General features: G+C 60.0%; 19 protein-coding genes, 1 tRNA gene and 1 pseudogene. 15 read left to right on the plus strand and 6 right to left on the minus strand.

The features are described from left to right. The first annotated feature begins 54 nt into the window (after positions 1 to 54). The 3 genes from GTP46_RS00250 to GTP46_RS00260 all read left to right on the plus strand — a co-directional run bounded on the left by GTP46_RS00250 (position 55) and on the right by GTP46_RS00260 (position 2,313). Positions 55 to 633 carry a TetR/AcrR family transcriptional regulator gene (locus GTP46_RS00250; RefSeq protein ID WP_161004645.1) on the plus strand — a complete coding sequence of 193 codons (579 nt, stop codon included), beginning with the start codon at positions 55 to 57 and terminating at the stop codon, positions 631 to 633. Positions 634 to 702: 69 nt separating this feature from the next. Next, positions 703 to 1,413: an SDR family oxidoreductase gene (locus tag GTP46_RS00255; RefSeq protein WP_161004646.1), complete on the plus strand. Its 711-nt coding sequence runs from the start codon at positions 703 to 705 to the stop codon at positions 1,411 to 1,413. 339 nt (positions 1,414 to 1,752) lie between these two features. After that, positions 1,753 to 2,313 (plus strand): hypothetical protein, encoded by a 561-nt coding sequence (locus tag GTP46_RS00260; protein WP_161004647.1) that lies wholly within the window; start codon positions 1,753 to 1,755, stop codon positions 2,311 to 2,313. Here GTP46_RS00260 and GTP46_RS00265 read toward each other — a convergent pair. Beyond that, a complete protein-coding gene (locus GTP46_RS00265) occupies positions 2,310 to 3,767 on the minus strand; it encodes a M20 family peptidase (RefSeq protein ID WP_161004648.1) in 1,458 nt (485 codons plus the stop codon). The two genes, GTP46_RS00260 and GTP46_RS00265, sit on opposite strands and share 4 nt — an antisense overlap. A 150-nt stretch (positions 3,768 to 3,917) precedes the next feature. Here GTP46_RS00265 and GTP46_RS00270 point away from each other — a divergent pair, with 150 nt between their 5' ends. The 3 genes from GTP46_RS00270 to GTP46_RS00280 all read left to right on the plus strand — a co-directional run bounded on the left by GTP46_RS00270 (position 3,918) and on the right by GTP46_RS00280 (position 9,043). Further along, positions 3,918 to 5,309: an MFS transporter gene (locus GTP46_RS00270; protein ID WP_202414087.1), complete on the plus strand. Its 1,392-nt coding sequence runs from the start codon at positions 3,918 to 3,920 to the stop codon at positions 5,307 to 5,309. Positions 5,310 to 5,381: 72 nt separating this feature from the next. Continuing rightward, on the plus strand, positions 5,382 to 7,742 hold the full coding sequence (locus tag GTP46_RS00275; protein ID WP_161004649.1) for a S9 family peptidase: 2,361 nt from the start codon (positions 5,382 to 5,384) through the stop codon (positions 7,740 to 7,742). An 8-nt stretch (positions 7,743 to 7,750) separates the two neighbouring features. Beyond that, positions 7,751 to 9,043, plus strand: coding sequence for an alpha-amylase family glycosyl hydrolase (locus tag GTP46_RS00280; RefSeq protein ID WP_161004650.1), 1,293 nt, complete (start codon positions 7,751 to 7,753; stop codon positions 9,041 to 9,043). A gap of 26 nt (positions 9,044 to 9,069) precedes the next feature. On the opposite strand, the gene GTP46_RS00285 is transcribed toward GTP46_RS00280, so the two are convergent. Then, positions 9,070 to 10,473, minus strand: coding sequence for a M20/M25/M40 family metallo-hydrolase (locus tag GTP46_RS00285; protein WP_161004651.1), 1,404 nt, complete (start codon positions 10,471 to 10,473; stop codon positions 9,070 to 9,072). A 123-nt stretch (positions 10,474 to 10,596) separates the two neighbouring features. Here GTP46_RS00285 and GTP46_RS00290 point away from each other — a divergent pair. The 9 genes and pseudogenes from GTP46_RS00290 (at position 10,597) to GTP46_RS00330 (ending at position 17,026) form a co-directional block, all read left to right on the plus strand. After that, a tRNA-Phe gene (locus tag GTP46_RS00290) sits at positions 10,597 to 10,672 on the plus strand. Between the two features lie 59 nt (positions 10,673 to 10,731). Continuing rightward, the gene (locus tag GTP46_RS00295) at positions 10,732 to 12,111 is read left to right on the plus strand and encodes an FAD-dependent oxidoreductase (RefSeq protein ID WP_161004652.1); all 1,380 of its coding nucleotides are present in this window, start codon (positions 10,732 to 10,734) and stop codon (positions 12,109 to 12,111) included. A gap of 1 nt (position 12,112) precedes the next feature. Continuing rightward, positions 12,113 to 12,351 (plus strand): annotated as a pseudogene (locus GTP46_RS00300) (helix-turn-helix domain-containing protein); the annotation flags it as partial. A gap of 108 nt (positions 12,352 to 12,459) precedes the next feature. Continuing rightward, positions 12,460 to 13,230, plus strand: a complete 771-nt coding sequence (locus tag GTP46_RS00305; protein WP_161004653.1) for a ParA family protein — start codon at positions 12,460 to 12,462, stop codon at positions 13,228 to 13,230. An 81-nt stretch (positions 13,231 to 13,311) separates the two neighbouring features. Continuing rightward, the gene (locus GTP46_RS00310; protein ID WP_161004654.1) at positions 13,312 to 13,668 is read left to right on the plus strand and encodes an ArsR/SmtB family transcription factor; all 357 of its coding nucleotides are present in this window, start codon (positions 13,312 to 13,314) and stop codon (positions 13,666 to 13,668) included. Further along, a complete protein-coding gene (locus GTP46_RS00315; protein WP_161004655.1) occupies positions 13,661 to 14,611 on the plus strand; it encodes an SRPBCC family protein in 951 nt (316 codons plus the stop codon). The genes GTP46_RS00310 and GTP46_RS00315 overlap by 8 nt, the downstream gene beginning before the upstream one ends. An 82-nt stretch (positions 14,612 to 14,693) precedes the next feature. Then, positions 14,694 to 15,365, plus strand: a complete 672-nt coding sequence (locus GTP46_RS00320) for a GntR family transcriptional regulator (RefSeq protein WP_161004656.1) — start codon at positions 14,694 to 14,696, stop codon at positions 15,363 to 15,365. Further along, a complete protein-coding gene (locus GTP46_RS00325; protein WP_161004657.1) occupies positions 15,350 to 15,877 on the plus strand; it encodes an isochorismatase family protein in 528 nt (175 codons plus the stop codon). The genes GTP46_RS00320 and GTP46_RS00325 overlap by 16 nt, the downstream gene beginning before the upstream one ends. A gap of 3 nt (positions 15,878 to 15,880) precedes the next feature. Next, positions 15,881 to 17,026 (plus strand): trans-sulfuration enzyme family protein, encoded by a 1,146-nt coding sequence (locus GTP46_RS00330; protein WP_161004658.1) that lies wholly within the window; start codon positions 15,881 to 15,883, stop codon positions 17,024 to 17,026. A 21-nt stretch (positions 17,027 to 17,047) separates the two neighbouring features. Here the strand turns inward: GTP46_RS00330 and GTP46_RS00335 are convergent, their stop codons facing one another. The 4 genes from GTP46_RS00335 to GTP46_RS00350 form a co-directional block, all read right to left on the minus strand. Continuing rightward, positions 17,048 to 18,058 carry a LacI family DNA-binding transcriptional regulator gene (locus GTP46_RS00335; RefSeq protein ID WP_161004659.1) on the minus strand — a complete coding sequence of 337 codons (1,011 nt, stop codon included), beginning with the start codon at positions 18,056 to 18,058 and terminating at the stop codon, positions 17,048 to 17,050. Beyond that, a complete protein-coding gene (locus GTP46_RS00340; RefSeq protein WP_161004660.1) occupies positions 18,045 to 18,848 on the minus strand; it encodes a polysaccharide deacetylase family protein in 804 nt (267 codons plus the stop codon). Before GTP46_RS00340 ends, GTP46_RS00335 begins: the two co-directional genes overlap by 14 nt. A gap of 70 nt (positions 18,849 to 18,918) precedes the next feature. Then, a complete protein-coding gene (locus tag GTP46_RS00345; RefSeq protein ID WP_161004661.1) occupies positions 18,919 to 19,233 on the minus strand; it encodes an NTF2 fold immunity protein in 315 nt (104 codons plus the stop codon). Then, positions 19,233 to 23,477, minus strand: a complete 4,245-nt coding sequence (locus GTP46_RS00350; RefSeq protein ID WP_161004662.1) for an RHS repeat-associated core domain-containing protein — start codon at positions 23,475 to 23,477, stop codon at positions 19,233 to 19,235. Before GTP46_RS00350 ends, GTP46_RS00345 begins: the two co-directional genes overlap by 1 nt. Between the last annotated feature and the right edge of the window lie 151 nt (positions 23,478 to 23,628).

Consider the following 23,628-nt stretch of genomic DNA (forward strand, 5'->3'; position numbering starts at 1 on the left):
GCACCGCCGCAAAAAGTTCTTGACTTATTTAAGACGACCGGTCATATTGTAGTCATGGCTAAAGCAAACGTTAAAGAGCAGATCGTCACCACCAGCTTGCAGCTCCTGCACAGCAAGGGCTTCAACGCCACCAGCGTACAGGACATTACCGACGCTGCCGGGGTGCCGAAAGGCTCGTTCTACAACCACTTTTCCAGCAAGGAAGCGCTGGGACTGGAAGTGTTGCAACGTTACACGGAAGGCGTAGGCCAGCTGGCAACGCCCCTGCAAGACCTTAGCCTGGCGCCGCGCCAGCGCCTGCAACAGTATTTTGAGCGCATGATCGCCGGCAACGCCAGCAACTGCTTCCATTTCGGCTGCTTGCTGGGCAACTTCAGCACCGAGCTGTCAAACCAGATTCCAGCCATGCGCAGCGCCATGCGTGACGCCTACAGCGGTTCGGTGGCAGCGCTGGCGGCCGTGATTGCCGACGGCCAGCAAGACGGCAGCATCAATGCTGACGTGCCCGCCGCCGAACTTGCCGGCTTCGTCAACGACGCCTGGCAAGGTGCGGTGTTGCGCGCCAAGTCCGAGCAAAGCAGCGAACCGCTGGAGCGCTTCGTGCGCATGGTACTGGGCCGTATTTTGACCTGATTTTTTTTCGGCCGTTTTTAAGACGACCGGTCATATTGTAGTTTTACTTTAACCCTGAAAGGAAGCATCATGAACTTCAAAGACTCCGTCGTCCTCGTTACCGGCGCCAACCGTGGTTTGGGCAAAGCCCTGGCGCAAGCGGCCGTCCAAGCCGGCGCGCGCAAAGTCTACGCCGCCGCCCGCAACCCAGCCTCGGTCGACATTGCCGGCGTTACGCCGATCAAGCTGGACGTGACCAACGCTGCCGACATCGCCGCCGCCGTGCAAGCGATTCCCGACCTGACCATTTTGATCAACAATGCCGGCATCTCCACCGGCAGCGGCGTCACCACCGCCGACGCCCTGCAAGCGGCGCGTGATGAACTGGAAGTGAACTTCTTCGCGCCACTGGCAGTGAGCCACGCGTTTGCGCCGGTACTGGGCCGCAATGGCGGTGGCGCCATCATCAACGTCCTGTCGGCGCTGAGCTGGATCAGCCTGCCGAGCACCGGCACCTACAGCGCCTCCAAAGCGGCGGCGTGGGCACTCACCAACGGCCTGCGGGGCGAACTACGCGCACAAAACACCCATGTGCTGGGCGCCCACATGGGCTATATGGACACCGACATGACAGCCGGCGTCGACGCACCGAAATCGGCGCCAGCCGACATCGCCGCCGCCATCGTCACCGCGCTGCAGGCGAACCAGGATGAGGTACTGACTGACGCTACTTCGCAACAAGTCAAAGCCGGCTTTGCTGCACCGCGCAGCGCCTATCTGGGCGAGCCGCGCGCCGTGTAACTTGCGCCGCGCCGCAGCATTGAGGCGGCCGTAAAAAGCGGCCGCCTCCGATAGAAATAATTTTTAGAGTCTGCAATAAATTGCGTATTTTCAAGCACCGAAACCGGGCATAATCGATTACTCAGCCAGGTGAAAAAGCCCACGATCTAGCCGGCTTGACGTGTGCGTAACTCGTTTTCCCCGCCGGTAATGCTTCGCTTTGTATTGCCTCACAACTAGTTGTGAACAATTGTAAAACGGCGTTGTATGAGCCCATCTCGCAAGCTATCGTATTAGCTTGCATGTGCTCCTCTGCGATCGCCACCGCGCAGCCTAGTCACACGAAATACGGGAAACGCTATGCTTACTGCCACCTACGTCTTGTTGACACTCTCTATCGAACAAAAAAAAGAACGCCACTTTATTTCGCGTCTGCTGCAATACGTGCAGTCGATCGCGCGCCGTCCGCAGGAAATCGATCCTGTGTTCATTGAAACCCAGCTCAAGGAGCTGACCAGCTTTGCCGAAGCCCGCCACCAGCGCAAGGTGGAAGCCTGCCTGATGCCGGCTGTACGCGCCGCCGACGCCAGCTGCGCCGCGCTGCTGAATGATCTTGAATCGCTGAGCCAGCGCGGCAGCGCCATGCTCAACGCCGTCTACCGCTGCCTGCGCCGCGCCATGCGCCGCAGCGCCTCGCAGGGCAAATTCCTGTGCAAAACCGTGGATTTGTATTGCCAGAACCTGCTCAAGCGCCTCGACAAGGAAGAGCAGGAATTGCTGCCGCTGGCGCAGAAGGTGATTTCCAGCGAGGAGTGGTTTGAAATCGGCAGCAAGTTCCTGGCGCACGACGACGACGACGCCGCCTCCCGCCCGGAACTGCGCCCACGCCGCGATTACCTCAGCATGGGCTACGCCGCTTAAGCACCGTTCCTGGCCAGCTGCACGTAGAAGCGCACCGCTTCCAGATAATTGTCCACGCCAATGCGCTCATTGGTGCCGTGGAAGCGCGGCAGGTCGTCCTTGCCCGCGCGTACCGGCGAGAAGCGGTACACGTTCTCGCTCAGACCACCGTAATGGCGCGAGTCGGTAGCGCCGATCACGATGCCCGGCGCCACCACCGCGTCGCTGAACACTTCGCGGATGGTACGGTTAATCAGCGCATACTGCGGCGACGCCACCGGTGACACGCGCGACGGCTCCGCTGCGCCGGCATCCAGCTCGGCATGCACGTCGGCGTTATTGACCGCTTGCTTGACATGCTCCACCACCCCGGCCACGGTATCGCCCGGACGCAGGCGAAAATTGACCACCGCATCCGCGCGGCCAGGCAGCACATTATCCTTGTTACCGGCATGGACCACCGTCAGCGCGGTGGTGGTGCGCAGCATGGCATTGGTGCCGGCGTTCTGCTCCAGCTGCTGCTTCACCATCGGCGCGAACAGCCACAGGTTGGACAACGCCACGCGGTTCAGGCCCGGCATCTCCGGCGCCACCACGTCGAACATCTCGCGTGCGACGCCGGTCAACTCGGCTGGCATCTGATGACGTTCAAGATCGGCCAGCGCCGCGCTCATGGCGCCAATGGCGGTCTTCTGCGGCGGCATCGATGAGTGGCCCGGCGCCGTCGTCACCGACAGGTTGACGCTCGCATAGCCCTTCTCCGCCACGCCGATCAGCGCCACCGGTTTGCTGATGCCGCTCATGATGCCCTGCGTGACCAGCATGCCCTCGTCCAGTACATAATCGAGCTTCACGCCGCGCTCCTTGAGCAGTTTGGCGATGACGACCGCGCCACGGCGACCACCCACTTCCTCGTCTGCGCCGTAGCCAAGATAGATGGTGCCGCGCGGCTGGTAGCCTGCGGCCAGCAGCGTTTCCACCGCTTCCATCTGCGCCACCACGCTGCCCTTGTCGTCCCACGAGCCGCGCCCCCAGACGAAACCGTCCTTCACCACACCGTCGAACGGCGGCTGCGCCCAGTTGGCTTCCGTGCCCGGCGCCACCGGCACCACATCCTGGTGCGCCAGCCACATGACCGGCTTGGCTTGCGGATCACTGCCCTGCCACGTGAACAGCATGGCCTGCCCCACCATCTCGCGTTTCAGCGTAGCGTGCAGGCGCGGGAAGGCTTGCTGCAAGTAAGCCTGGAAGCGGGTGAATTCTTCGGCGTTGGTATCAGCCGATGCGGCGTCCGAAATGGTGCGGAATTTCAGCGCACCGGCCAGCCGCGCGGCCACCGCCTCGCGTTCCAGCGCCAGTGGCGCTAGCGGTTTCACCTCGATCTGGCGCGACGCCAGGCGCAAAGTATTCCACGCCACCACCGCCACCACGACGGCAACCGCCAACAAAACAGCCCACAAAATCCGCTTCAACATAATCGTTTTATCCCGTTAAAAGTGCACCATTTCGGACACTGTTGTTTTGCGTTCCATGGCGCGATTCTAAAGCTTGCACCGGCCATATCGTGCAGCTAATATCGCCAATATGCAGACCAATCCCGCCACCGTCCTTGAACTGCTCGCATCATGAACCACGGCGCCACGATCCTGCACCTGCGCGGCGCTGCCGGCATGGATGCCATCTACCGCAAAATCAGCTGGCGTTTGCTGCCGCTGCTGATGTTGTGCTACATCGCCGCCTATCTTGACCGCGTCAACGTCGGCTACGTCAAACTGCAGATGGGCGCCGCCCTCGATTTCAGCGAACAAGTGTATGTACTTGGCGTTGCTGTCTTCTTTCTCGGTTACTGCCTGTGCGGACTGCCGGCCAACCTGCTGCTGGAAAAAATCGGCGCGCGCAAAATGCTGCTGCGCCTCATGCTGTGCTGGGGCGCTATCGCCGCCGCCTGCGCCTTCGTGCGCGAGCCCATTGAGTTTTACGTCCTGCGCTTTTTACTCGGCATGCTGGAAGCGGGCTTCGTGCCTGGCGTACTGCTGTACCTGACCTGGTGGTATCCGTCCGCGCGGCGCGCGCGGGCATTCGCCATCTTTGCCTCCGCCGCGCTGATGGCAGGCATCGTCGCCGGTCCGCTATGCGCCGCCACCATGCACCAGCTGCGTGACTACGGCGCCATCGACGGCTGGCAGTGGATGCTGGTGTCGCAAGGCTTGCCGGTCGTGCTGCTTGGCGTGCTGACCTACTTCTACCTGGACGACAAACCTGAAGATGCGAGCTGGCTGTCGCCGTTCGAACAGAAAATGGTGGAGCAAGACCTGGAACGCGATGAAGAGGCGCTGAACTACGGCGCCGCCACCATCACAAACGACGAAGAGCCGTCCGCACTGGCCACCATCTGGTCGCTGCTGCGTGAACCGTCGATCGCCCTGCTGGCCCTCTCCAACCTGCTGCTGCTCGGCGCCAGCTACGCGCTGGTGTTCTGGTCGCCGACGTTGATGCAGCGCTGGGGCGCAGGAAGCCATATGCAGCTTGGCTTGCTGACCGCCCTACCCAACTTGGCCGGCATCATCGGCATGATCCTGATCGGCTACGATTCCGACCGCCGGCGCGAACGGCGCGGCCACTTCGTCGCCTGCATGGTGCTGGCGGCGGGCGGACTTGGACTCGCCATCGCCGCCGACAACGGCCTCGCATGGTCGCTGGCCGGCCTGACGCTGGCGACGCTGGGCATTGCCGCCGGCGCACCGCTGCTGCTCGCCATTTTGGCCGGCATGCTGAATCGCCGCCGCGCCGCCGCCGGCATCGCGCTGGTGGGCAGCGTCGGCTTGCTGGGTGGCGCGCTAGGTCCTTCGTTCAGTGAACGCATGCTGCACTGGGGTGGCAGCGCCGGCATGCTGGCCGCGTTGATCGTACTGTATCTCGCGGCCGGCGCCGTCCTGCTGTGGGCCTTGCGCCTCGCACCACGGCGCGGCGGCCCTGACGCCGGCCATGGCCAAACCGACAAGATGGCTCGGAATTAAGGGTTGGGCTAGAATCTGGAACGCGCTGCGATCCGGCGCCCCCGATCACCCAACCTACAAGCGAAACTACCGATGCGTTTTGTACTGCCTCTCTTAGCGACCGCCATCGCGGCTCACGTAGCAGCAGCTCACGCTGCACCGACGCCTATCACCCTCGATCAAGCCATGGCCAATCCGGACTGGATCGGCAACCCTGTTGAAGCGGCATGGTGGGGCTGGGACAGCCGCCAGGTCTACTTCAAGCAAAAACGCAGCGGCTCCGCCGTGCGCGACACTTACCAGGCCACTGGCGCCGTGAAACTGGTAGAAGAAAAACAGCTGGCCAACCTCGATAGCGCCGACGTGGTCTACAACCGCGAACGCACGCGCACCATCGTGCTACGCAACGGCGACCTGTTTGAACGCGACCTGAAAACCGGCGCCCTGACGCAAATCGTGCGCGGCACCACGGCAGCCGCCGACGCCCAATACGCCGCCGACGGCAATCACGTGCAATTCCGCGTGGGCAGCGACTGGTTCAGCTGGAGCCGTGCCGAGCGCCTGGTCTCGCCGGTCGCCCTGCTGCGCACCGCCAAAGATCCAGAAGCCGCGCCGGACGCCGACTTGCGCCGCGACATGCAACTGCGCCTGATGTCCACGCTGGCCCGCATCAAGCAAGAGAAAGACGAAACGCGCGACCAGCGCAACGCCGACCGCGCAGCCGACGCCACCCGTGCGCCGCTGCCGATCTACCTCGGCGACAAAGTCACCATCGAATCCAGCTCGCTGTCGCCGGATGGCCGCTACCTGCTGGTGGTCACCGCCGTGAAGGATGGCGACAAACGCCGCATCGGCAAAATGCCGCGCTACGTCACCGAATCCGGCTACGAAGAAACCGACGATGAACGCAAGCGCGTGAGCGAAGCCGGCCCGCTGCAACAGCAACTGAAACTGGTCGACGTAGCGACCCGCAAAGTCACCGACCTGTCGCTGGACGACCTGCCGGGCATCAAGACCGACCCGCTGGCCGAAATGCGCGCCGCACAAAAGCTGGACGCACTGAAAGGCAATCGCGGCGTGCGTTTTGAAGGCCGTGAAGAATCGATCCGCTGGAGCCCCAACGGCGCCCGCGTGGCCGTCATGGCGCAAGCCATCGACAACAAGGACCGCTGGATCGCCAGCGTGGACCTCAGCGCCGCCAAACTGAAACCGCTGCACCGCCTGAGCGACTCCGCGTGGGTCAACAACCGCGGCAACGACTTTGGCTGGCAGCCGGACAATAGCACCCTGTGGTACGAGTCGGAAGAAAGCGGCTACTCGCACCTGTACCTGCAAGGCGCCGACGGCAAAGCGCGCGCCCTCACCTCGGGCAAGTGGGAAGAGTCGAACGTAACCTGGTCCAGCGACGGCCAGACCGCCTACTTCATGTGCAACCCTAAACTGCCGGGCACTTATGAAGTCTGCTCCACCAGCACCAAGGACGGCGCGCTGAAAGAACTGACCTCGCTGGGCGGCGTTGAAGGCTACACCCTGTCGCCGGACGGCCGCAAGCTGCTGGTGCGCTACTCCACCGCCTACATGCCAACGCAGATCGGCACCGTCGCCAGCACCGGCGGCGCAATCACCCAGTTGACCGACACCCGCAGCGCCGACTTCAAAGCACGCGAGTGGATCCAGCCTGAAATCGTCGCCGTGCCATCGACTCACGGCGCTGATCCAGTATGGGCCAAGCTGTATCGCCCAGCCACGCTCGAAGCAGGTAAAAAATATCCAGTCGTGATGTTCGTGCACGGTGCCGGCTACCTGCAGAACGTGACCAAGCGCTACCCGGTCTACTTCCGCGAGCAGATGTTCCACAACCTGCTGGTGCAGAAGGGTTACATCGTGCTGGACATGGACTACCGTGCTTCGCTGGGCTATGGCCGCAACTGGCGCACCGCCATCTATCGCCAGATGGGCCACCCGGAACTGGAAGACTACGTCGATGGCCTGAACTGGATGGTGGCCAAGCAGCAGGGTGACGCCGCCAACGTCGGCATTTACGGTGGCAGCTACGGCGGCTTCATGACCTTCATGGCGCTGCTGCGCGCACCGGATCAATTCAAGTCCGGCGCGGCGCTGCGTCCTGTCACCGACTGGACCACCTACAACCACGAGTACACCGCCAACATCCTGAACTCGCCGGAGCTGGACCCGCAAGCGTACAAGGTATCGTCGCCGATCGAATACGCCGACAAGCTGAAAGGCAATCTGCTGATCGCCCACGGCATGGTCGATGACAACGTGTTCTATCAAGACTCGGTGCGCATGGCCCAGCGCTTCATCGAACTGAAAAAAGACAACTGGGAACTGGCTTCGTATCCGCTGGAGCGCCACGGCTTCGTGCATCCAGAAGCGTGGCACGACGAATACCGCCGCATCTACCAGCTGTTTGAACGCACGCTGAAACAATAAGGAGACCTATGAAAAAGCTTGCCGCCTCGCTGATACTGGCGACCTTGTTCGCCTCTGCCCACGCCGAAACCAAACATCCGGCGTGGACCCGCAGCTCGAACATCTATGAAGTCAACCTGCGCCAGTACAGCAAGGAAGGCACGCTGACCGCGTTCACGGCCGATCTGCCGCGCCTCAAGCAGCTGGGCGTCGACATCATCTGGCTGATGCCTATCCACCCTATCGGCCAGAAAAACCGCAAGGGTACGCTGGGCAGCTACTACGCGGTACAGGACTACTCCGCCGTCAATCCGGAATTCGGCAGCATCGACGACGTGCGCAAGCTGGTGAAGCAAGCGCACGCGATGGGCATGCACGTAATCCTGGACTGGGTCGGCAACCACACCGCGTGGGACCATCCGTGGGCCACGCAGCATCCGGACTGGTACAAGAAAAACGACAAAGGTGAAATCGCCTTCGTCAATTTTAAAAACGTCGCCGGCGAGATGGAGGAATGGACCGACGTCATTGCCCTCAATTACGACAACAAAGAACTGTGGCCGGCCATGACGGCGGCGATGGCGTTCTGGGTCAAGGACGTCGGCGTGGACGGCTTCCGTGCCGATGCAGCGGGCCTGGTGCCGACCGAATTCTGGAATCAGGCTCGCGCACAGCTGGACAAGATCAAGCCGGTGTTCATGCTGGCCGAGTGGGATGAGCCGGCACTGCACGAGCGCGCGTTCGACGCCAGCTACGACTGGCCGCTGAGCAGCGTGCTGAAAAAAATCGGCAAGGGTGAAGCGGGTGCGGCCGAACTGCGCGCCTACATCACCAATCCGCCGAAAGCCTATCCTCGCGATGCTTACCGTTTGCAGTTCACCAGCAATCACGATACCAACTCGTGGGAAGGCGCGGACAAGGATTTATACGGTCCCGCATTTGGCGCGATGGCGGTGCTGAGCTACACCCTGCCCGGCATTCCCTTGATCTACAACGGCCAGGAAGCGAAGCTGGATAAGAAGCTGGCGTTCTTTGAGCGCGACCCTATTGTGTGGAACAACATCGATCTCGAATTGTTCTACGCTGGCCTCAACGCGCTGAAGAAGCAGAACCCGGCGCTGTGGAACGGCACCGCCGGCGGCGCGGTGCAGCTGCTGGATGTCGGCAACGACAAGCTGTTTGCCTTCAAGCGCCAGCAGGGTGCGAACAATGTACGCGTGATCGTCAACACCACCGGCCAGCTGCAGAAGTACAAGCTGCCCGGCGAAGATGGCCAGGCTTTCCTCAAACCTTGGCGCTGGCGCATCGTGGTGCCGGAATAAGCAAAGCCGCCCTTGGGCGGCTTTTTTTACAGCTCCGTTGCCAGGCGCTTGCCAAGGCGGTACAGGTACTCCTGGCCGTCGTACAGCGACTTCACGCGTATGTGCTCATTCAAGCCGTGCGCGCCGCTGCCTTCCGGGCCGTGGAACATGCCACTGATGCCGTAAGTCCAAACGCCGGCGTTATTCAGGAAGCGGCCATCGGTACCGCCGGTCGACATGGTCGGGATCACCGGCACACCTGGCCACATATCGTTGCTGATCTCCTCCACTGCCTTCATCAGTGTTGGCGTCATCGGCGGCATTGGGCCATCCACGCCATCACCGACGCGGGTGATCTTGATCTTGTCATCGGCCACCACGCGCTGCAGCGTGGCTTGCACTTCAGCGATAGGTTCGCCCGGCAGGATGCGGCAATTGACCGTCGCCCGCGCGCGTTGCGGCAGCGCGTTGTCGGCGTGGCCGGCATCCACCTTGGTCGCCACGCAGGTAGTGCGCACGGTGGAGTTATGCACCGGGCTGACGGCGTACAGGCGATCCAGCGCCGCCTGGTCTGGCGGGTCTTGCAGGATGGCCTTCATGTCTTCCGCCACCTGGCCTTTTTCGATGTTCGACATGCGCTCGTAGTAAGCGCGCGTCACCGGCGACAGCTTGAACGGGAACGAGAACTGGCCAAGGCGCGACAAGCCATCAGCCAGATGATAAATCGCGTTGTCCTTGAACGGCGCCGAGCTATGGCCGCCCGGATTGGTCACCTCCAGCTGGAAGCTCTGGTAGATTTTTTCGCCGGCCTGCACGCCATGGCGTACCGGCTTGCCGTCTTTGTCGAGCAAACCGCCGCCGCCTTCATTGAGCGCGATCTCCGCATCGATCAGCGCGCGGTGGTGATTGACCAGATACTCGGCGCCGTCAAACTTGGACGGCACCAGTTCTTCATCGCAGGTCAACGCCATGATGATGTCGCGCTTGAGCGGCAGCTTTTCTTTTTTGTACAGGATCATATTGTTGACGAAGGACGCAGCCATCGCCTTGTCGTCCGACGCGCCGCGCGCGTAGAACATGCCGTTTTCTTCGACCAGTTTAAATGGATCGCGCTCCCAGTCTTCGCGGTTGGCTTCCACCACATCGATGTGGGCCAGCAGCAGCAAGGGTTTCTTGCTACCGTCGCCCTTCAGGCGCGCTACGAGGTTGCCTTTTTTCGGACCGCCGGGAGGGATGATCAGCTGGATCTCGCTGTCCTTGAAACCACCGGCCTTCAAGCGCTTGGCCATCTTCTGCGCGGCCAGCGTGCAGGAACCGACGGAATTGGTGGTGTTGGTCTCCACCAGCTCCTGATAGATCGAACGCATTTGCTGCTGCACCGGCGTCAACTCCGCACCATGCGCCACACCCGCCATCGCCAAACCTGCCGCCAACCACGCTGCCTTCTTCATAAGTTTCCTGTCCCGGTGAGATTGCACAAGCGGTCAAATTTATACTTCGACCATAAGGCTGTCAATAAAATGGATTCAGGCCCTTGCCAAATCGCGCAACCGGTCGTTATAATGCGTGCCCTTGGCCTGGTAGCTCAGTTGGTAGAGCAGAGGATTGAAAATCCTTGTGTCGGTGGTTCGATTCCGCCCCGGGCCACCAAGATAATCAAGCAAAAAGCCCAGCTGCAAAGTTGGGCTTTTTGCTTTTCTGACATCGACATGACTCCAACCTCCCAAAAGCAGCGCATTGCCATCATCGGTGGCGGCGTCTCCGGTCTCTCTGCGGCCTACTATCTCGAAGATGCAGCCGACGTCGAAGTCACCCTGTACGAACGGGACGACCGTTTGGGCGGCCACGCAGTCACGCTGGATGCCAAAACCCCGGATGGCAAACCGTACGCCGTCGATCCGGTGGTCTACCTGTTCCTGCCCGAACGCTATCCCTATTTCACCGAATGGCTGTCGCAGCTGGGCGTCGCAACCCGCCCGCTCGAATTCGACAGCTACCTGTGGGATGGGCATTTTGGCCACGGCACTCATCTGACCGCGAACTTCAAGAAAATCCTGCGTACGCAATGCAAGTCGGTCCGCTATTTCCGCAACCTGTACTACATGCTGCAGATTGTGCGCACCATCAAGAAGCTTGATCGCGAAGGCAAGCTGCACGCCAGGATGACCATGGGCGAATTTATCGCCCAGGTACCCTCCATCGACGCCCGCTTTGTCGATGAAGTATTCTATCCGCTGCTCCATCTGGCCTTCCACGCCAGCCAGGACGAGATGCCCAATCTGCCGGTCAGCTCATTCCTGCCGACGTGGGCGAGTGCAGCCGATGGCACGTCGACCTTCTACGTGGTCGACGGCGGGGTCAGGAATTATGTCGAGACCGTGCGCAAGTCGCTGGTGGCGACCAAGGTCAAAACCGGCGCCGACGTGGTCGCCCTGAGCCACACCAGCGAGGGCTGGCAAGTCACCGACGCCAAGGGCCAATGCGAAAGCTACGATCAAGTGATCCTGGCGATCTGGCCGAACCAGGTAGCGGAGATCCTCAAGCGCGGCCTGGAGCAAAACACGGCGATCCGCCCGCACCTTGAAGCAACCGTGGATACGCTGGCCAAAGTGGAACTGGCCCATTGCCGCGCAGTCCTCCACAATGACGCGGGCTTGATGCCGCCGGACCGCAACGCCTGGCCAACCTACGCCTACAAAAATATTCCCTACCTGAAGACCGGTCTGAGCACGATCTGGTCCGGTCAGCTTGACCAGGCCGAAGTCTTCACCAGCTTCGACTGGAGCATGGACATGGCGGACCTGACGGACGCAAGGACAGCCACCCAGCCACGCGGCCCTATCCACGGCGTCCACCTGCACAGCCGCACACCGCCACGGCAAGCGCTGTACGACGCGCGCGCCTACGTCCAGGCCAAGCAAGGAGAGCACGGTCTGTGGTTCACCGGCAGCTACCTGCGCGAAACCTGCTTCCACGAAGATGGCCTGGCCGCCAGCCTTGAAGTATTAAAACGACTGCGACCAGATCATGCAACACTCGGCAGACTCGGTAAACTACTGGGCAAGATACCAACTCCCTGGCGCGAATAGGATGCCCCAAAGCCCACTGCTGCAGCGAAGATTACTACGAGCCAAAGACCGGATGGACGCCGCTCCCCACGAGGAGTGGCTGTCGATCGGCTGGCGGAAGTGAGCGCTGTCTCTGCGGCCTATTTCGCGCGCGAGTTCAAGAAAGCCTTTGGCCTGCTGCCACACCGTTATCTGCTGACACGCCGCATCGAACGCGCCACCGCCCTGCTGCGCGACACCGACCTGCCGATTGCCGACATCGTCCGGCAACGGCTGGAAGATGATCGCAGCGCAGTGAACGCAAATCGCCACCTCCGGGTGGCTTTTTTGTTTATGATTGTATTTTCATCACTACATGGTGGGTGAGCTATGAAACGGGTGATTTTCAATCAAAAAGGCGGCGTAGGTAAATCGAGCATTGCGGTGAACCTGGCAGCCATCGCGGCAAGCCACGGCAAGCGCACGCTCTTGATCGACATCGACCCGCAGTGCAATTCCAGCCGCTACCTGCTGGGCGAAGCGGTGAACGACACGGTGCCCACGCTGGGCGCCTACTTCGAACAGGTGCTCAGCTTCAGCATGTTTGCCCAGGCGCCCAGCCACTACGTCCATCCGACGCCGTTTGAAAACCTGTCCGTGATCGTGGCCCATCCCGAGCTGGGTGACTTGCTATCCAAGCTGGAATCGCGCAACAAAATCTACAAGCTGCGCGACCTGCTACGCGAACTGAGCAAGGAATACGAGGAAATCTATGTCGACACTCCGCCCGCCTACAACTTCTTCAGCCAGTCCGCCCTGATTGCCGCCGACAGCTGCCTGATCCCGTTCGACTGCGACGATTTCTCGCGCCAGGCCCTGTACAGCCTGATGAACAACATCAAGGAAATCAAGGCCGACCACAACGCCGACCTGCATATCGAAGGCATCGTGGTCAACCAGTTCCAGCCGCGCGCCCTGCTGCCACAGCGCATGGTCGACCAGCTCAAGCAAGAAGGCTTGCCGGTGTTCGACAACAAGCTATCGAGTTCGATCCGCATCCGCGAATCGCACGAGCGCAACCTGCCGATGATCCACCTCGACCGCAGCCACAAGCTGAGCCAGGAGTACCTCGCGCTGTACAGCGAGCTCAAGGCCGCATAAAAAAACAACCTTTTGCTTGACCGCTGGCTTGCTTCGCCTTACATTTAACCATCGAGTTAATTAAGCGATTGGTAAAGTTCAATGCAAGACCAGCTGAGCCGGACTTTTTCCGCCCTTGCCGACCCCACCCGCCGCGCCATGCTGGCCCGGCTGTCGAGCGGCGAGGCCAACGTTTCCGACCTGGCCCAGCCTTTCCTGGGCGAGATGAGCCTGCCCGCCGTCACCAAGCACCTGCAAGTGCTGGAAAAGGCCGGGCTCATCACCAAGACCCGCAACGCGCAGTGGCGCTCCTGCAAGCTCAACGGAGACGGCCTCAAAGACGCCGCCAACTGGATGGAACAATACCGCGTCTACTGGGAAGAAAGTTTCGACCGTCTCGATGCCTACCTGAAAACCGTTACCGCCAAAAAACCGCCTCAAGGAGATGAAAATGTCTGAATTCAGTGCCCCGAATGAAATCCGCATCGTCCGCCTGTACGATGCTCCTGTGCAGGCCGTATGGGATGCCTGGACCGATCCTGCGCAAGCGGCGCAATGGTGGGGCCCGCGCGGCTTCACCATCACCACCCACAGCAAGGAATTGCGTGTGGGCGGCCACTGGCGCTATACCATGCACGGCCCGGATGGCACTGACTGGCCCAACAACACGCTGTACCACGAGGTGGAACCGCTGCGCAAACTGGTCTATGACCACGGCGGCAGCGACGAGCGTCCGCCGCTGTTCCGCGTCACCGTGCTGTTCGATGAGCACGAAGGCAAGACCCGCATGGACATGACCATGACCGTGGCCGATGCTGAAACCGCCGCCCAGACCCGCACCTTCATCAAGCACGCCAACGGCGATTCCACCTGGGACCGTCTGGCCGAATACCTCGGCAAGCGCTTGCGCGACGAAGACAAGTTCGTCATCAACCGCAGCTTCGAGGCGCCGCAGGAAGTGGTGTTCGACATGTGGACCCAGCCGGCACATCTGGCGCGCTGGCTGCCGCCAACCGGCCTGGAGATGAGCTTCCTGCACGCCGACATCCGCACCGGCGGCCGTTCGCTGTACCGCATGGGCAACGATGCCTTCACCATGTACGGCCGCGCCCACTACGAGCAAGTCCGCCGCGCCGACCTGCTGGTCTACACCCAGCAATTCTGTGACGAGCACGAGAACATCGCGCGCCATCCGATGGCGCCGGTGTGGCCGGAAACCATGCGCACCACCGTCACCTTCCACGCTGAAACGCCGCACCGCACCCGCGTCACGGTGAACTGGGAAGTGGCCGGCCATGCGACGGCGGCGGAACTGGCGGCATTCCTCGACCACCGCGCCAGCATGATGCAAGGCTGGACCGGCTCGTTCGACAAGCTGGAAACCGTACTCACCGCAGCCTGATGGCAGGCCGGCGGCAACGCCGGCTGCGGCGGTTTGAAAGCTGTAGTATATTACACACTACAGAACCAATCGCACCGCCGCCATGCCCATTCCAGACACCGCTCCCGCCATTCCCCGCTCGCTCGCCCGCGAAGAGGTCTATCGTTCGTTGAAACAATGGATCGTCGAGCTGACCTTGGCGCCGGGCGAAATCCTGCGCGACCACGACCTGGCCGAGCGCCTTGGCGTGTCGCGCACGCCAGTGCGCGAAGCCCTGCGCCAGCTGGAAGACGAAGGCCTGGTGGTAACCAGCTTCCACAAATGGACCAAGGTCGCGCCCGCCGAGCTCGACGAAATGCTGCAACTGTATCCGGTGGTGGCAGCGCTGGAAGCGGCCGCCGTGCGCCTGGCCCAGCCGCAGCTGTCGCCTGCCGATGTCGAGCGCCTCGCCGCCATCAACCAGGCCATGGCGCAAGCCATCCAGCGCGGCGACAGCCCGGCCGCAACCGGCCACGATATGGACTTCCACGCCCTGCTGGTCGAGCGCAGCGGTAACCCGGAAATTGCCCGGCTGCTGCGCAGCTTGCGCCCCCGCATCCAGCGCATCGAACTGGCGTTTTTCGGCAACCAGCCGCTGGCGCTGCAATCGGTGGCCGACCACGACGACATCATCACGGCGCTGCAACGCGCCGACGCCGACGCGGCCTGCGCCGCCATGCAACGCAACTGGGAATGGCAGCCAATCACCAAGGAGTCACCATGCACACCGCCCTGATCGTGATCGATTTTCAAAACGCTGTTTTCATCGAGCCGCCGGCTCACCAGGCCCAGCAGGTATTGACGCGCATCGCTGCGCTGATTGCGTCCGCGCGTGCCGCCGGCACGCCGGTGATCTACGTCCAGCACGAAGAAGCCGGCTGCGAATGGGAGAGCGGCACAGACAGCTGGCAGTTCCCGGCCTCGATCGCACCTCAGCCCGGCGACTTCGTCAGCACCAAGTCGCAGTGCGATGCCTTTTTCGGTACCGGCCTGCAAGCCCACCTGCGCGGGCAAGGCATACAGCACTTGGTGGTGTGCGGCTACGCCACCGAGTTCTGCATCGACACCAATGTGCGCCACGCCGCCAGCAGCGGTTTGTCGGTGACGGTGGCGGCCGACGCTCACACCACGCGCGACCGCGCCCACCTCGACGCCGCGCGCATCATGGAACACCATGCCGCCACCTGGCGTAACTTCGGCCGCATCGAACTGATTGACAGCGCCGACATCCGTTTCGGCGTAGAGTAAGCCATGGCCGATATCGCCACCGAATTGCTGCAACCGCCCGAACACATCCCGGCAGGCTTTGCCTCGCTGTCGCAAGGCGTATTCCACGCATCGACCATTTTGTTCCCGGACGTGGCGTCCTTTCTTACGCGGCAGGAACAGGCCGGGGTCGGCTACAGCTACGGCCAGAACGGCACACCCACCCATTACGCGTTGATGGAAAAGCTGGCCCAGCTGGAAGGTGGCGGCCACGCCGTGCTGGTGCCGAGCGGACTGGCCGCGATCACGCTGGTCAGCAGCTGCGTGCTGTCGCACGGCGACCATGTGCTGCTGCCGGCAGCCGTCTACGGCCCGACCGTGGATGTGACGCGCGAACTGTTTGGGAAATGGGGCGTGCGCTGCTCGACTTATCCTAACGATGCCGGCGTCGGCATCGCGCAATTTTTTGAACCGCGCACGCGGCTGGTGTGGGTGGAAAGCCCAGCCTCCAACTCGCTGGAAATGCAAGACGTGCCGGCCATTGCGGCAGCGGCGCGCGCCCACGGCGCACTGGTGGCCATGGATAACACCTGGGCCACGCCGCTCGGCTTCCGGCCACTGGATCACGGCGTCGATTTCTCCATCCAGGCCTTGACCAAGTATGTGGGCGGCCACTCGGACCTGCTGATGGGTTCCGTCGCCGTGCGTGACGCCGACCGCTACCGGCAGCTGCGCGATACCGCCGAGCTGCTCGGCTACTACGTCTCTCCCGATGAATGCTTCCTGGCCCTGCGCGGCCTGCCAACGCTGGCCTTGCGGCTGGAGCGCCACTACGCGTCCGCGCTCAAGTTGGCACAGGCGCTGGAAGGCCATCCGGCGCTAGCCAGCCTGCACTACCCGCCGCTGCCGTCCGATCCCGGCCACGCGCTATGGCAGCGCGACTTCAAGCTGGGCAGCGGGCTGCTGTCGTTCACGCTGCGCAAGCGCGAATTGGCGGCCGTCGAAAAATTTGTCGCAGCGCTGCGCTATTTCCGCTTGGGGAACAGCTGGGGCGCAGTCCACAGCCTGGTCGCGGTATCGCCGCTGCGCGCACCGCAGCAAGGCTGGCTGGTGCGCTTGCACGTGGGATTGGAAGATGCGGACGACTTAATGAACGATGTCCTGCAAGCGCTGGCCGGCCTGACGCAATAAGCTGCTCGACTTCCTCGCGGATCAGGCACCGGCCCGCGCCAGCGAGGCCCGCAGCGTCATGGTGACCGGATAGTCGCGGCTCACCGGACGCTGCAAGTCGTAGCAGCGGTTCAGCAAATCGCTGACGCCGTTCTGCGTCATCTCCCGCCACGGCATGTGCACTGTACTCAGCCGTGGAGCGGAAAACTCGGCGCTCGGCGTGTCGTCGTAGCCGATCACCGAAATCTCGTGCGGCACGCGGATGCCGGCTTCCTGGAAGTAGGACAGCGCACCGGCCGCCATCTCATCATTGGCGCAAAACATGGCCGAGCAGCGCTGCCCCGACTCCACCAGCTCCTTGGCCGCCGACCAGCCACCGGCCGGCGAAAAGTCTTTCTCCACCACCCACATCTTGCCGGTATCGACGCCGGCCAATTCCAGTTCGCGCTTGAAGGCATCCACCCGCACCACGTTGTCGGGCAGGCTGGCCGGGCCCGACACCAGCGCTATCTCGCGGTGGCCGTGATCGAGCAAAGTACGCGCGGCGATCTTGCCGCCCAGCGTGTGGTCCACCGTGAAGCAATGGTCGGCAATGCTGTCGAACACATGGTTAAGCACCACCATCGGCGGCGGCCGCGCGCCCAGTGCGCTGATGTCTTCTTCCAGCAGCACGTTGGTCATCAGGATCAAACCGTCGCAGCCGCGCTCGACCAAAAACGCCATGCCCTCGATGGCTTGCTGGCGCGCCCCGCCAAGGCCAGCGCCGAAGGCCACCACCATGTGCAGCCCGGCCGCGCGCAATTCGGTATCGATGATTTGCAGGATGGGCGTGTAGAAGGTGCCGCTCAGCACCGGGATGTAGACACCGATCATCTTGCTGTTCCCGGACAGCAGCGTGCGCGCCGCATGCGACGGCCGGAAGCCCAGCTCATCGATGGCGGCCCGCACCTTGGCCAGCGTCGCCGGCGACACCGAGCCCTTGCCGCTGACCACGCGCGATGCCGTACCCAGTCCCACGCCCGCCAGCCGGGCTACGTCTTTAATGGTCGCCACGTTGTTTTTTCACGTAAGTCATAATGTTGAGAAAAGTATCAGTCCAGTATAACCGACGGTGCTCCGCCAGATACCGCACCAGCTCCTCATGCGCCGGCGTGCTGGTGGTGATGTAGTCGCCGCCGATGCCGTGGAAGGTGAAATTCACCATGGTGCCGCGCTCGGCCGCCTGCTGTACCAGCGCGATCAGCTGCTGCCCGCTCAAGCCTTCCGACGCCGCCACGCCCACCGCATGCAGGTCGAGCGTGGCCATCGATGGCGTCACCGCCGCCCCGCTCACCTTGATGCCGGCAAAGGCGTCGCGCAAGCCCGGCAGATAGTCGCTACCAGAAGCCAGCACGTCGCCGCAAGGCACAGTGTAAGTACGCTCGCGCTTACCGTCGATGGCGAACAGCATGGTGTTCCCCAGCCGCACCTGGTCCTGCATCTGCGCCGCCGTGGTGGTGTCAAGGTCGCGCTGCGGCTGCACCCACTCGTGGCCGGGCGCCTTGCGCGAACACTGGTGGAACAGTCTGTGGTTGCCCAGCTCATGGCCATGGGCCGCCGCGCGCCGCCAGTCGGCCATGCGCTTATCCACCGCCGGGTTGGATAGCTGCAAATAGAAGCTGCCCTTCAGGTCGTACTGGTCAAGGGTGGGAATGGCGTTGTCCAGCTGCGAATCGAGCGCATCGTCATAGGCCAGGCTGACCGCCGCGCGGGCGCCGTGCGGCCAGGGGAAAGCAGGTTCGGCGGCGGCTGTGTAAGGCGCCAGCAGCAGCGCTGCCAAGGTCAAGCAGGTGCGTAATGTCATCCGGGGTCGCCCAATGGAAACGTTCCCACAGAATGACACTACCCACCGATAATGTCAACTAAGCTCAAATTCACTTTTCGTGTATCACGAACAGAATAGCGCCTGTTTTCTTTGAAATGCGAATCATGAAATTCCCGCCTGGGGCGGGGTATGTCCCGCCCTCTACCGTCCATACACCTTTGCGTAGATCGATCCTGAAAGGTTTTTGCCGTTGAATGGTTTCTACGCCATAGATCGGTACTAAGACAGCCTCGGCGATCAGAGCTGCCGTTTGCTGATCTGGTACAAAGCCCTCCGGTGGACGGTAGCCAGCTTGTGCATCTTTTGCTGTCGCAAAATCGGCGACAGCAAATAACAGCACAAAGAAGAGCGTCATAACACGCATTATTTGATTCCTCTGGCAACGAGCCGGTCCGGAACCGGATTCAAATCACGATGATACGGCCGTCCACGCACAGGCACATATTTCAACACGTCCCCGGCAGGCGTAGCTACATAGGTCGCCACGCCCTCACAATCGGCAACTGTTTTATCATGGCCTGAAATGATGTTTGCACGATGCCCACCCGTATCGGCAGCATGTGTATGGTAAGCCCCAGCAGCCGTCCCAATACTGGCATCAACCGGCGGGTGGCGGTATAACTGAGACTTCATTCCCAGTTCAGGCCATCCGTAGGTGTAGCGACCGTCTTTCAGTTTATAAAGTCGGCCACCAATTTCCAAGTCGATCTGGATTGACAAAGCATTGACATACTTGAGGGCGTCCTTCGCCGCAGCATCAAGCGTCTGGAATCGGTCACCTGGCATAAAGCCAAGGGGATCAGTCTGCGACACAGGATTGCCACCAACATAAGCGTATAAGTTGATGCCGCCGTCCAAACCAATCGGATCGGTCTGCAAATAACGTCCCAGCGCAGGATCGTAATAGCGATTAAGGTTATATGCAAGACCTGTTTCCTGATCCAGATACTGCCCTGGGAAGAATAAATTGAGACCACCTACCGTGTCAGTCGACACCGTGCGATCAAATACCGCATTGGCCGCTCGCCACGCTACCAGACCGCTAGCGTTGGTCAACACTTCTGGCCGACCAAGATGGTCGTTGTGGCTCGCATAAAAAACGCCACCGCGTACAATACCCAGCAACTCCCCGGACAGCCAAACATAATTAGTCACGGTACTCCCCGCCTCGACCAGTAAGTCGCCAGAAGGGCTATACACGAACGAAGTGCCAACGCCACCTGCCAGCTTATAAGCACGTTGGTCGAACGCGTTGTAGCGATAGTCACCAACCACCGTGCCATTAATGCTCACTTTACTCAAGCGGCTGAATCCGTCGTATTCATAGACACGATTGCCGTCGGTACGCGTCTCGCTACTAATATTCCCGGCGCCGTTATAGAACAAGCTACGGGATTTTCCATTGCCACTCCAGGCATCCAGCCGATTGCTGACACTACTCACTGTATAGCTGTAGCTGATACCTTGACGTGACTGGCTAATTCGGTTATCGACCTTATCCCATCCAAAGCTCTGCGCGTCACTGCTGCGCGAAGTTGACGATAAGCGGTCCGAAGCATCGTAGCCGAAAACTTGATTCATGGCCGAGTTAATCGCATCGCTCATACTCTGAATCAAGTCAGCATTGTTATAAGCCAGCGTCAGATTGTGTGCAGACGAGCTCACAAGTTGTGTAGTTCGTCCGTCGGTATCCAACGTGAGCAATCGAGGCAACCCATTGCCGAAGCGCCAACCATAGCGAACCTCCGTCGCTGGCTGATACAGGAAACTATCTGCCAGTATCGCCCCTACGCCGGCAAGCGAACTACGCACACGCGACGGGCGTCCATAACTGTCATACTCATAAGTCAGGGATAGCCCGTTCGGGTAGGTCATACCAGTTTGGCGGCCCGCACTATCGTAAGTCCAGCCAACACTGTAACTAACTCCGTTGATGACCGTGATCTGAGAAGTAAGCTGTGCCGCAGTGTTATAGGTATAGGTGGTATTGCCAGTTTGGTCCACCACCCGCGTCAACTGACCATGCGACCAGTCGCTTTCATCGTAATAATAATTGCTCACCGTCGTACCGTTGCTGCGCGTCTTGAGCCGCTTCAGCAAATCCCAGGTATACCCTATGGTGTTACCATCAGCATGGGTCTCACCGCTCAGCATCCCTGCGCTGTCATAGGCATAAGTTGAAGTGCCGCTGTCCGGACTAATGATGCTGGTGATGTCGCCAAGCCCGTTGTAACTATACTTGGTCTGCAGACCGCGATGATCAGTCACCGTTTGTAGACGGCCCTCGGCATTGTAGGTGTATTGAGTGATGCCACCATCGGGAGCGGTTGTTTTGGTAAGCCGGTTTTGCGCATCATACTCATGTGTTGTTTCATGCCCCAACGCATCTTTACGGCTAGTCGGATTACCATTTTTATCGTATCGGAAGTTAACGCTACTGCCTAGCGTGCCAGTATCGGTATACACTCGTCCGAGCGAATCCTTAGTCAAGGTATTAGTGAATGATCCGCTGGCCGTTTCAACTGGCGTCGTCCCACTGAGGCCAGGTACATTCCGGGATGAGCTGGTGATCTGCTTTTTATTGGGGACATCCAGGCTAATTGTCTGGAATTGGTTTAGCGCATTCCCTACCTGTTCCAGTCTCAATCCGCTGTTATAGCGGAAGCGCTCCACGCTACCTTCTGGATAAGCAATATCAGTCGGCATATGCGCATGGTTATACGAGGTGGTAGTTACGCTCGGTCCTTGTGCCAACATTTGCGTGGTCTGAGTGAGATTACCAGTCAGATCATATTGGTAATCGTAAGTGACCCCGTTAATGTCTGTATATCGTCCTGGATGCCCCATCTGATCGTAATTTGACCATGACTCCTGCTGGCCCAGTGGATTTGTCAGGGTCATCAGATTGCCCTGCGTATCAAAGTTGTAAGTGGTGACACTATTGCCGTATGCCAAACGCTCCGTCACAATAATACTTTCCAGCACGCCGGAGGGCCAGAAACTGTGGGCGTAGCCGGTTTCCTGAACCGCGGTGGTTTTCAAATCCGTGTTTTTAACATTAGTTATCCGACGAAAATCGCGACCGCTGGTCGAATACGTGTAGTTGATTCGAGCATAAGCAACGCCGGAAACGTCACGATACTCAGTCGATAACAGATCATCCGTATTCCAAGTATTGACTTCGGTCAGCGCCGCTGCAGTACCAGCGGCGCTCGTTACTGATAGCAGTTTGCCAGCAGTATCAAAGGAGTAATCAGTTTTGTTTCCATTCCAGTCAATGGTGTAATCGACATTCCCTACTGCGTCATAGACAGTCTGAGCCCCAGCCAATGGGCAAGTGGAGCTAGCCGCACGCGAGGTCGAACTAACCTTGAGCTCTCCCAATACTGAAGTGAAATTGTAGGTGGTGGACTGACCGCGTACGTCAGTCAAAGTGGTCTGATTGGTACCGTATGCGAAGCGATCCACTTCCTCTCCGTTTTCCAACCCGCTTTGTGCTACCCGATTACTAGTATCGTAGCTATAACGACTATAACGCACGCCATTGATCGACATGCCCGTCAGCAGTCTGGGCTTACCCGCCACCTCATAGTGATACTCACGGATATCTGGCGACGAGCCAGGCGAAGTCACCTTCGACAGCATGCCATTGGTGTTGTACTCATAAGCCCAGGTACTGCCATTCGGGTCTGTCACTTGGGTAACATGCGTAGTGTTGGCATCCCAAGTAAAGCGCACGGTTTGTCCGGATGCATTGGTCACCGAAGTAAGTTTATTGCCACCGCTAGAGGTCAGCGCAGCACCAGCATCGTCCGTAATACTGGAAAATAAACCATTGCTTTGATAGCGGTATGTCACATTATCTCGATATAACTGCCATCCACTGCCATCACGTTTGTAGATGAGGCGGCCAGTAGAGGCGTAGTCGCCACTCTTATAGATCAGCGTGCCGTCTCCAGGTTCGCCATAATAGCCATACACAATTTGCGTACCATCGTTGTCGGTGACTGCGACCGTACTCGGCGTGCAATAGTTACCGGACACTCGGATGCAGCCTTGAGTCGTATAGCTGAGGGCTGGCAAGGCTAGGCTGGAATACCAATTATCGCCAAATAAGAAGCTCCCTTGCGCCGGCTGCCGATCCATCGCATAACTACGATAAGTACGCGTCAAACCCAGCCCGTAATCACCGAATGATTGAAAATCGACCTGCTCCAGGTATTTTTCCCCCGTAGCCAATACCACAGGCCGCGTCGTGCCAGGGTTTACCGAGGGAATTCCTGTGCAATTAGGATCAGGAATAGCCGTATTCTTGGAGTTGCCTTTAGTCTTTTTTCGGGTGGCCGTCATAACGACCCGCGGCATCACAACGTTTGGATCTGACTTTGTAATGACAGGCCCCCCGTTGCCGCCTATCGAGCTATTCCAAGCACCGGGCTCCCCCTTGCCGGAGTTGCCATAAATAGTCACAGACGTCTGTGCAGCACTAAGCCCCGGTTGTAGGAGCCACAAAAAACAAAGTGTACAGGTCACGCTCGATAGAAGAGATTTCATCGCGTCTCCATCATGGTTTCGATTGCAAAAAAAGATAACCTTAAAGGCAATCATACCAGCAGGAATTTACTCTCCATCATCTTTTTTCTAAGAAGTGTCGCTTTTTGGAAACGATACCATAGTTCTTTCATGCAAGTTATGGCATCGATAGGTGTTCAAATTGACTTTGAAAATTATTCGATGATATATTTGACACCATAGTTGG

This window comes from Duganella flavida (assembly GCF_009857445.1).
GTDB lineage: Bacteria > Pseudomonadota > Gammaproteobacteria > Burkholderiales > Burkholderiaceae_D > Rugamonas > Rugamonas flavida.

Bases quoted from the DNA above. Each gene is read 5' to 3' on its own strand.
- GTP46_RS00275 (WP_161004649.1), top strand. From the start codon at position 5,382: ATGCGTTTTGTACTGCCTCTCTTAGCGACCGCCATCGCGGCTCACGTA.
- GTP46_RS00350 (WP_161004662.1), bottom strand. From the start codon at position 23,477: ATGATTGCCTTTAAGGTTATCTTTTTTTGCAATCGAAACCATGATGGA.
- GTP46_RS00340 (WP_161004660.1), bottom strand. From the start codon at position 18,848: ATGACATTACGCACCTGCTTGACCTTGGCAGCGCTGCTGCTGGCGCCT.
- GTP46_RS00285 (WP_161004651.1), bottom strand. From the start codon at position 10,473: ATGAAGAAGGCAGCGTGGTTGGCGGCAGGTTTGGCGATGGCGGGTGTG.
- GTP46_RS00315 (WP_161004655.1), top strand. From the start codon at position 13,661: ATGTCTGAATTCAGTGCCCCGAATGAAATCCGCATCGTCCGCCTGTAC.
- GTP46_RS00255 (WP_161004646.1), top strand. From the start codon at position 703: ATGAACTTCAAAGACTCCGTCGTCCTCGTTACCGGCGCCAACCGTGGT.
- GTP46_RS00305 (WP_161004653.1), top strand. From the start codon at position 12,460: ATGAAACGGGTGATTTTCAATCAAAAAGGCGGCGTAGGTAAATCGAGC.
- GTP46_RS00325 (WP_161004657.1), top strand. From the start codon at position 15,350: ATGCACACCGCCCTGATCGTGATCGATTTTCAAAACGCTGTTTTCATC.
- GTP46_RS00295 (WP_161004652.1), top strand. From the start codon at position 10,732: ATGACTCCAACCTCCCAAAAGCAGCGCATTGCCATCATCGGTGGCGGC.
- GTP46_RS00330 (WP_161004658.1), top strand. From the start codon at position 15,881: ATGGCCGATATCGCCACCGAATTGCTGCAACCGCCCGAACACATCCCG.
- GTP46_RS00265 (WP_161004648.1), bottom strand. From the start codon at position 3,767: ATGTTGAAGCGGATTTTGTGGGCTGTTTTGTTGGCGGTTGCCGTCGTG.
- GTP46_RS00310 (WP_161004654.1), top strand. From the start codon at position 13,312: ATGCAAGACCAGCTGAGCCGGACTTTTTCCGCCCTTGCCGACCCCACC.
- GTP46_RS00270 (WP_202414087.1), top strand. From the start codon at position 3,918: ATGAACCACGGCGCCACGATCCTGCACCTGCGCGGCGCTGCCGGCATG.
- GTP46_RS00345 (WP_161004661.1), bottom strand. From the start codon at position 19,233: ATGCGTGTTATGACGCTCTTCTTTGTGCTGTTATTTGCTGTCGCCGAT.
- GTP46_RS00320 (WP_161004656.1), top strand. From the start codon at position 14,694: ATGCCCATTCCAGACACCGCTCCCGCCATTCCCCGCTCGCTCGCCCGC.
- GTP46_RS00260 (WP_161004647.1), top strand. From the start codon at position 1,753: ATGCTTACTGCCACCTACGTCTTGTTGACACTCTCTATCGAACAAAAA.
- GTP46_RS00280 (WP_161004650.1), top strand. From the start codon at position 7,751: ATGAAAAAGCTTGCCGCCTCGCTGATACTGGCGACCTTGTTCGCCTCT.
- GTP46_RS00250 (WP_161004645.1), top strand. From the start codon at position 55: ATGGCTAAAGCAAACGTTAAAGAGCAGATCGTCACCACCAGCTTGCAG.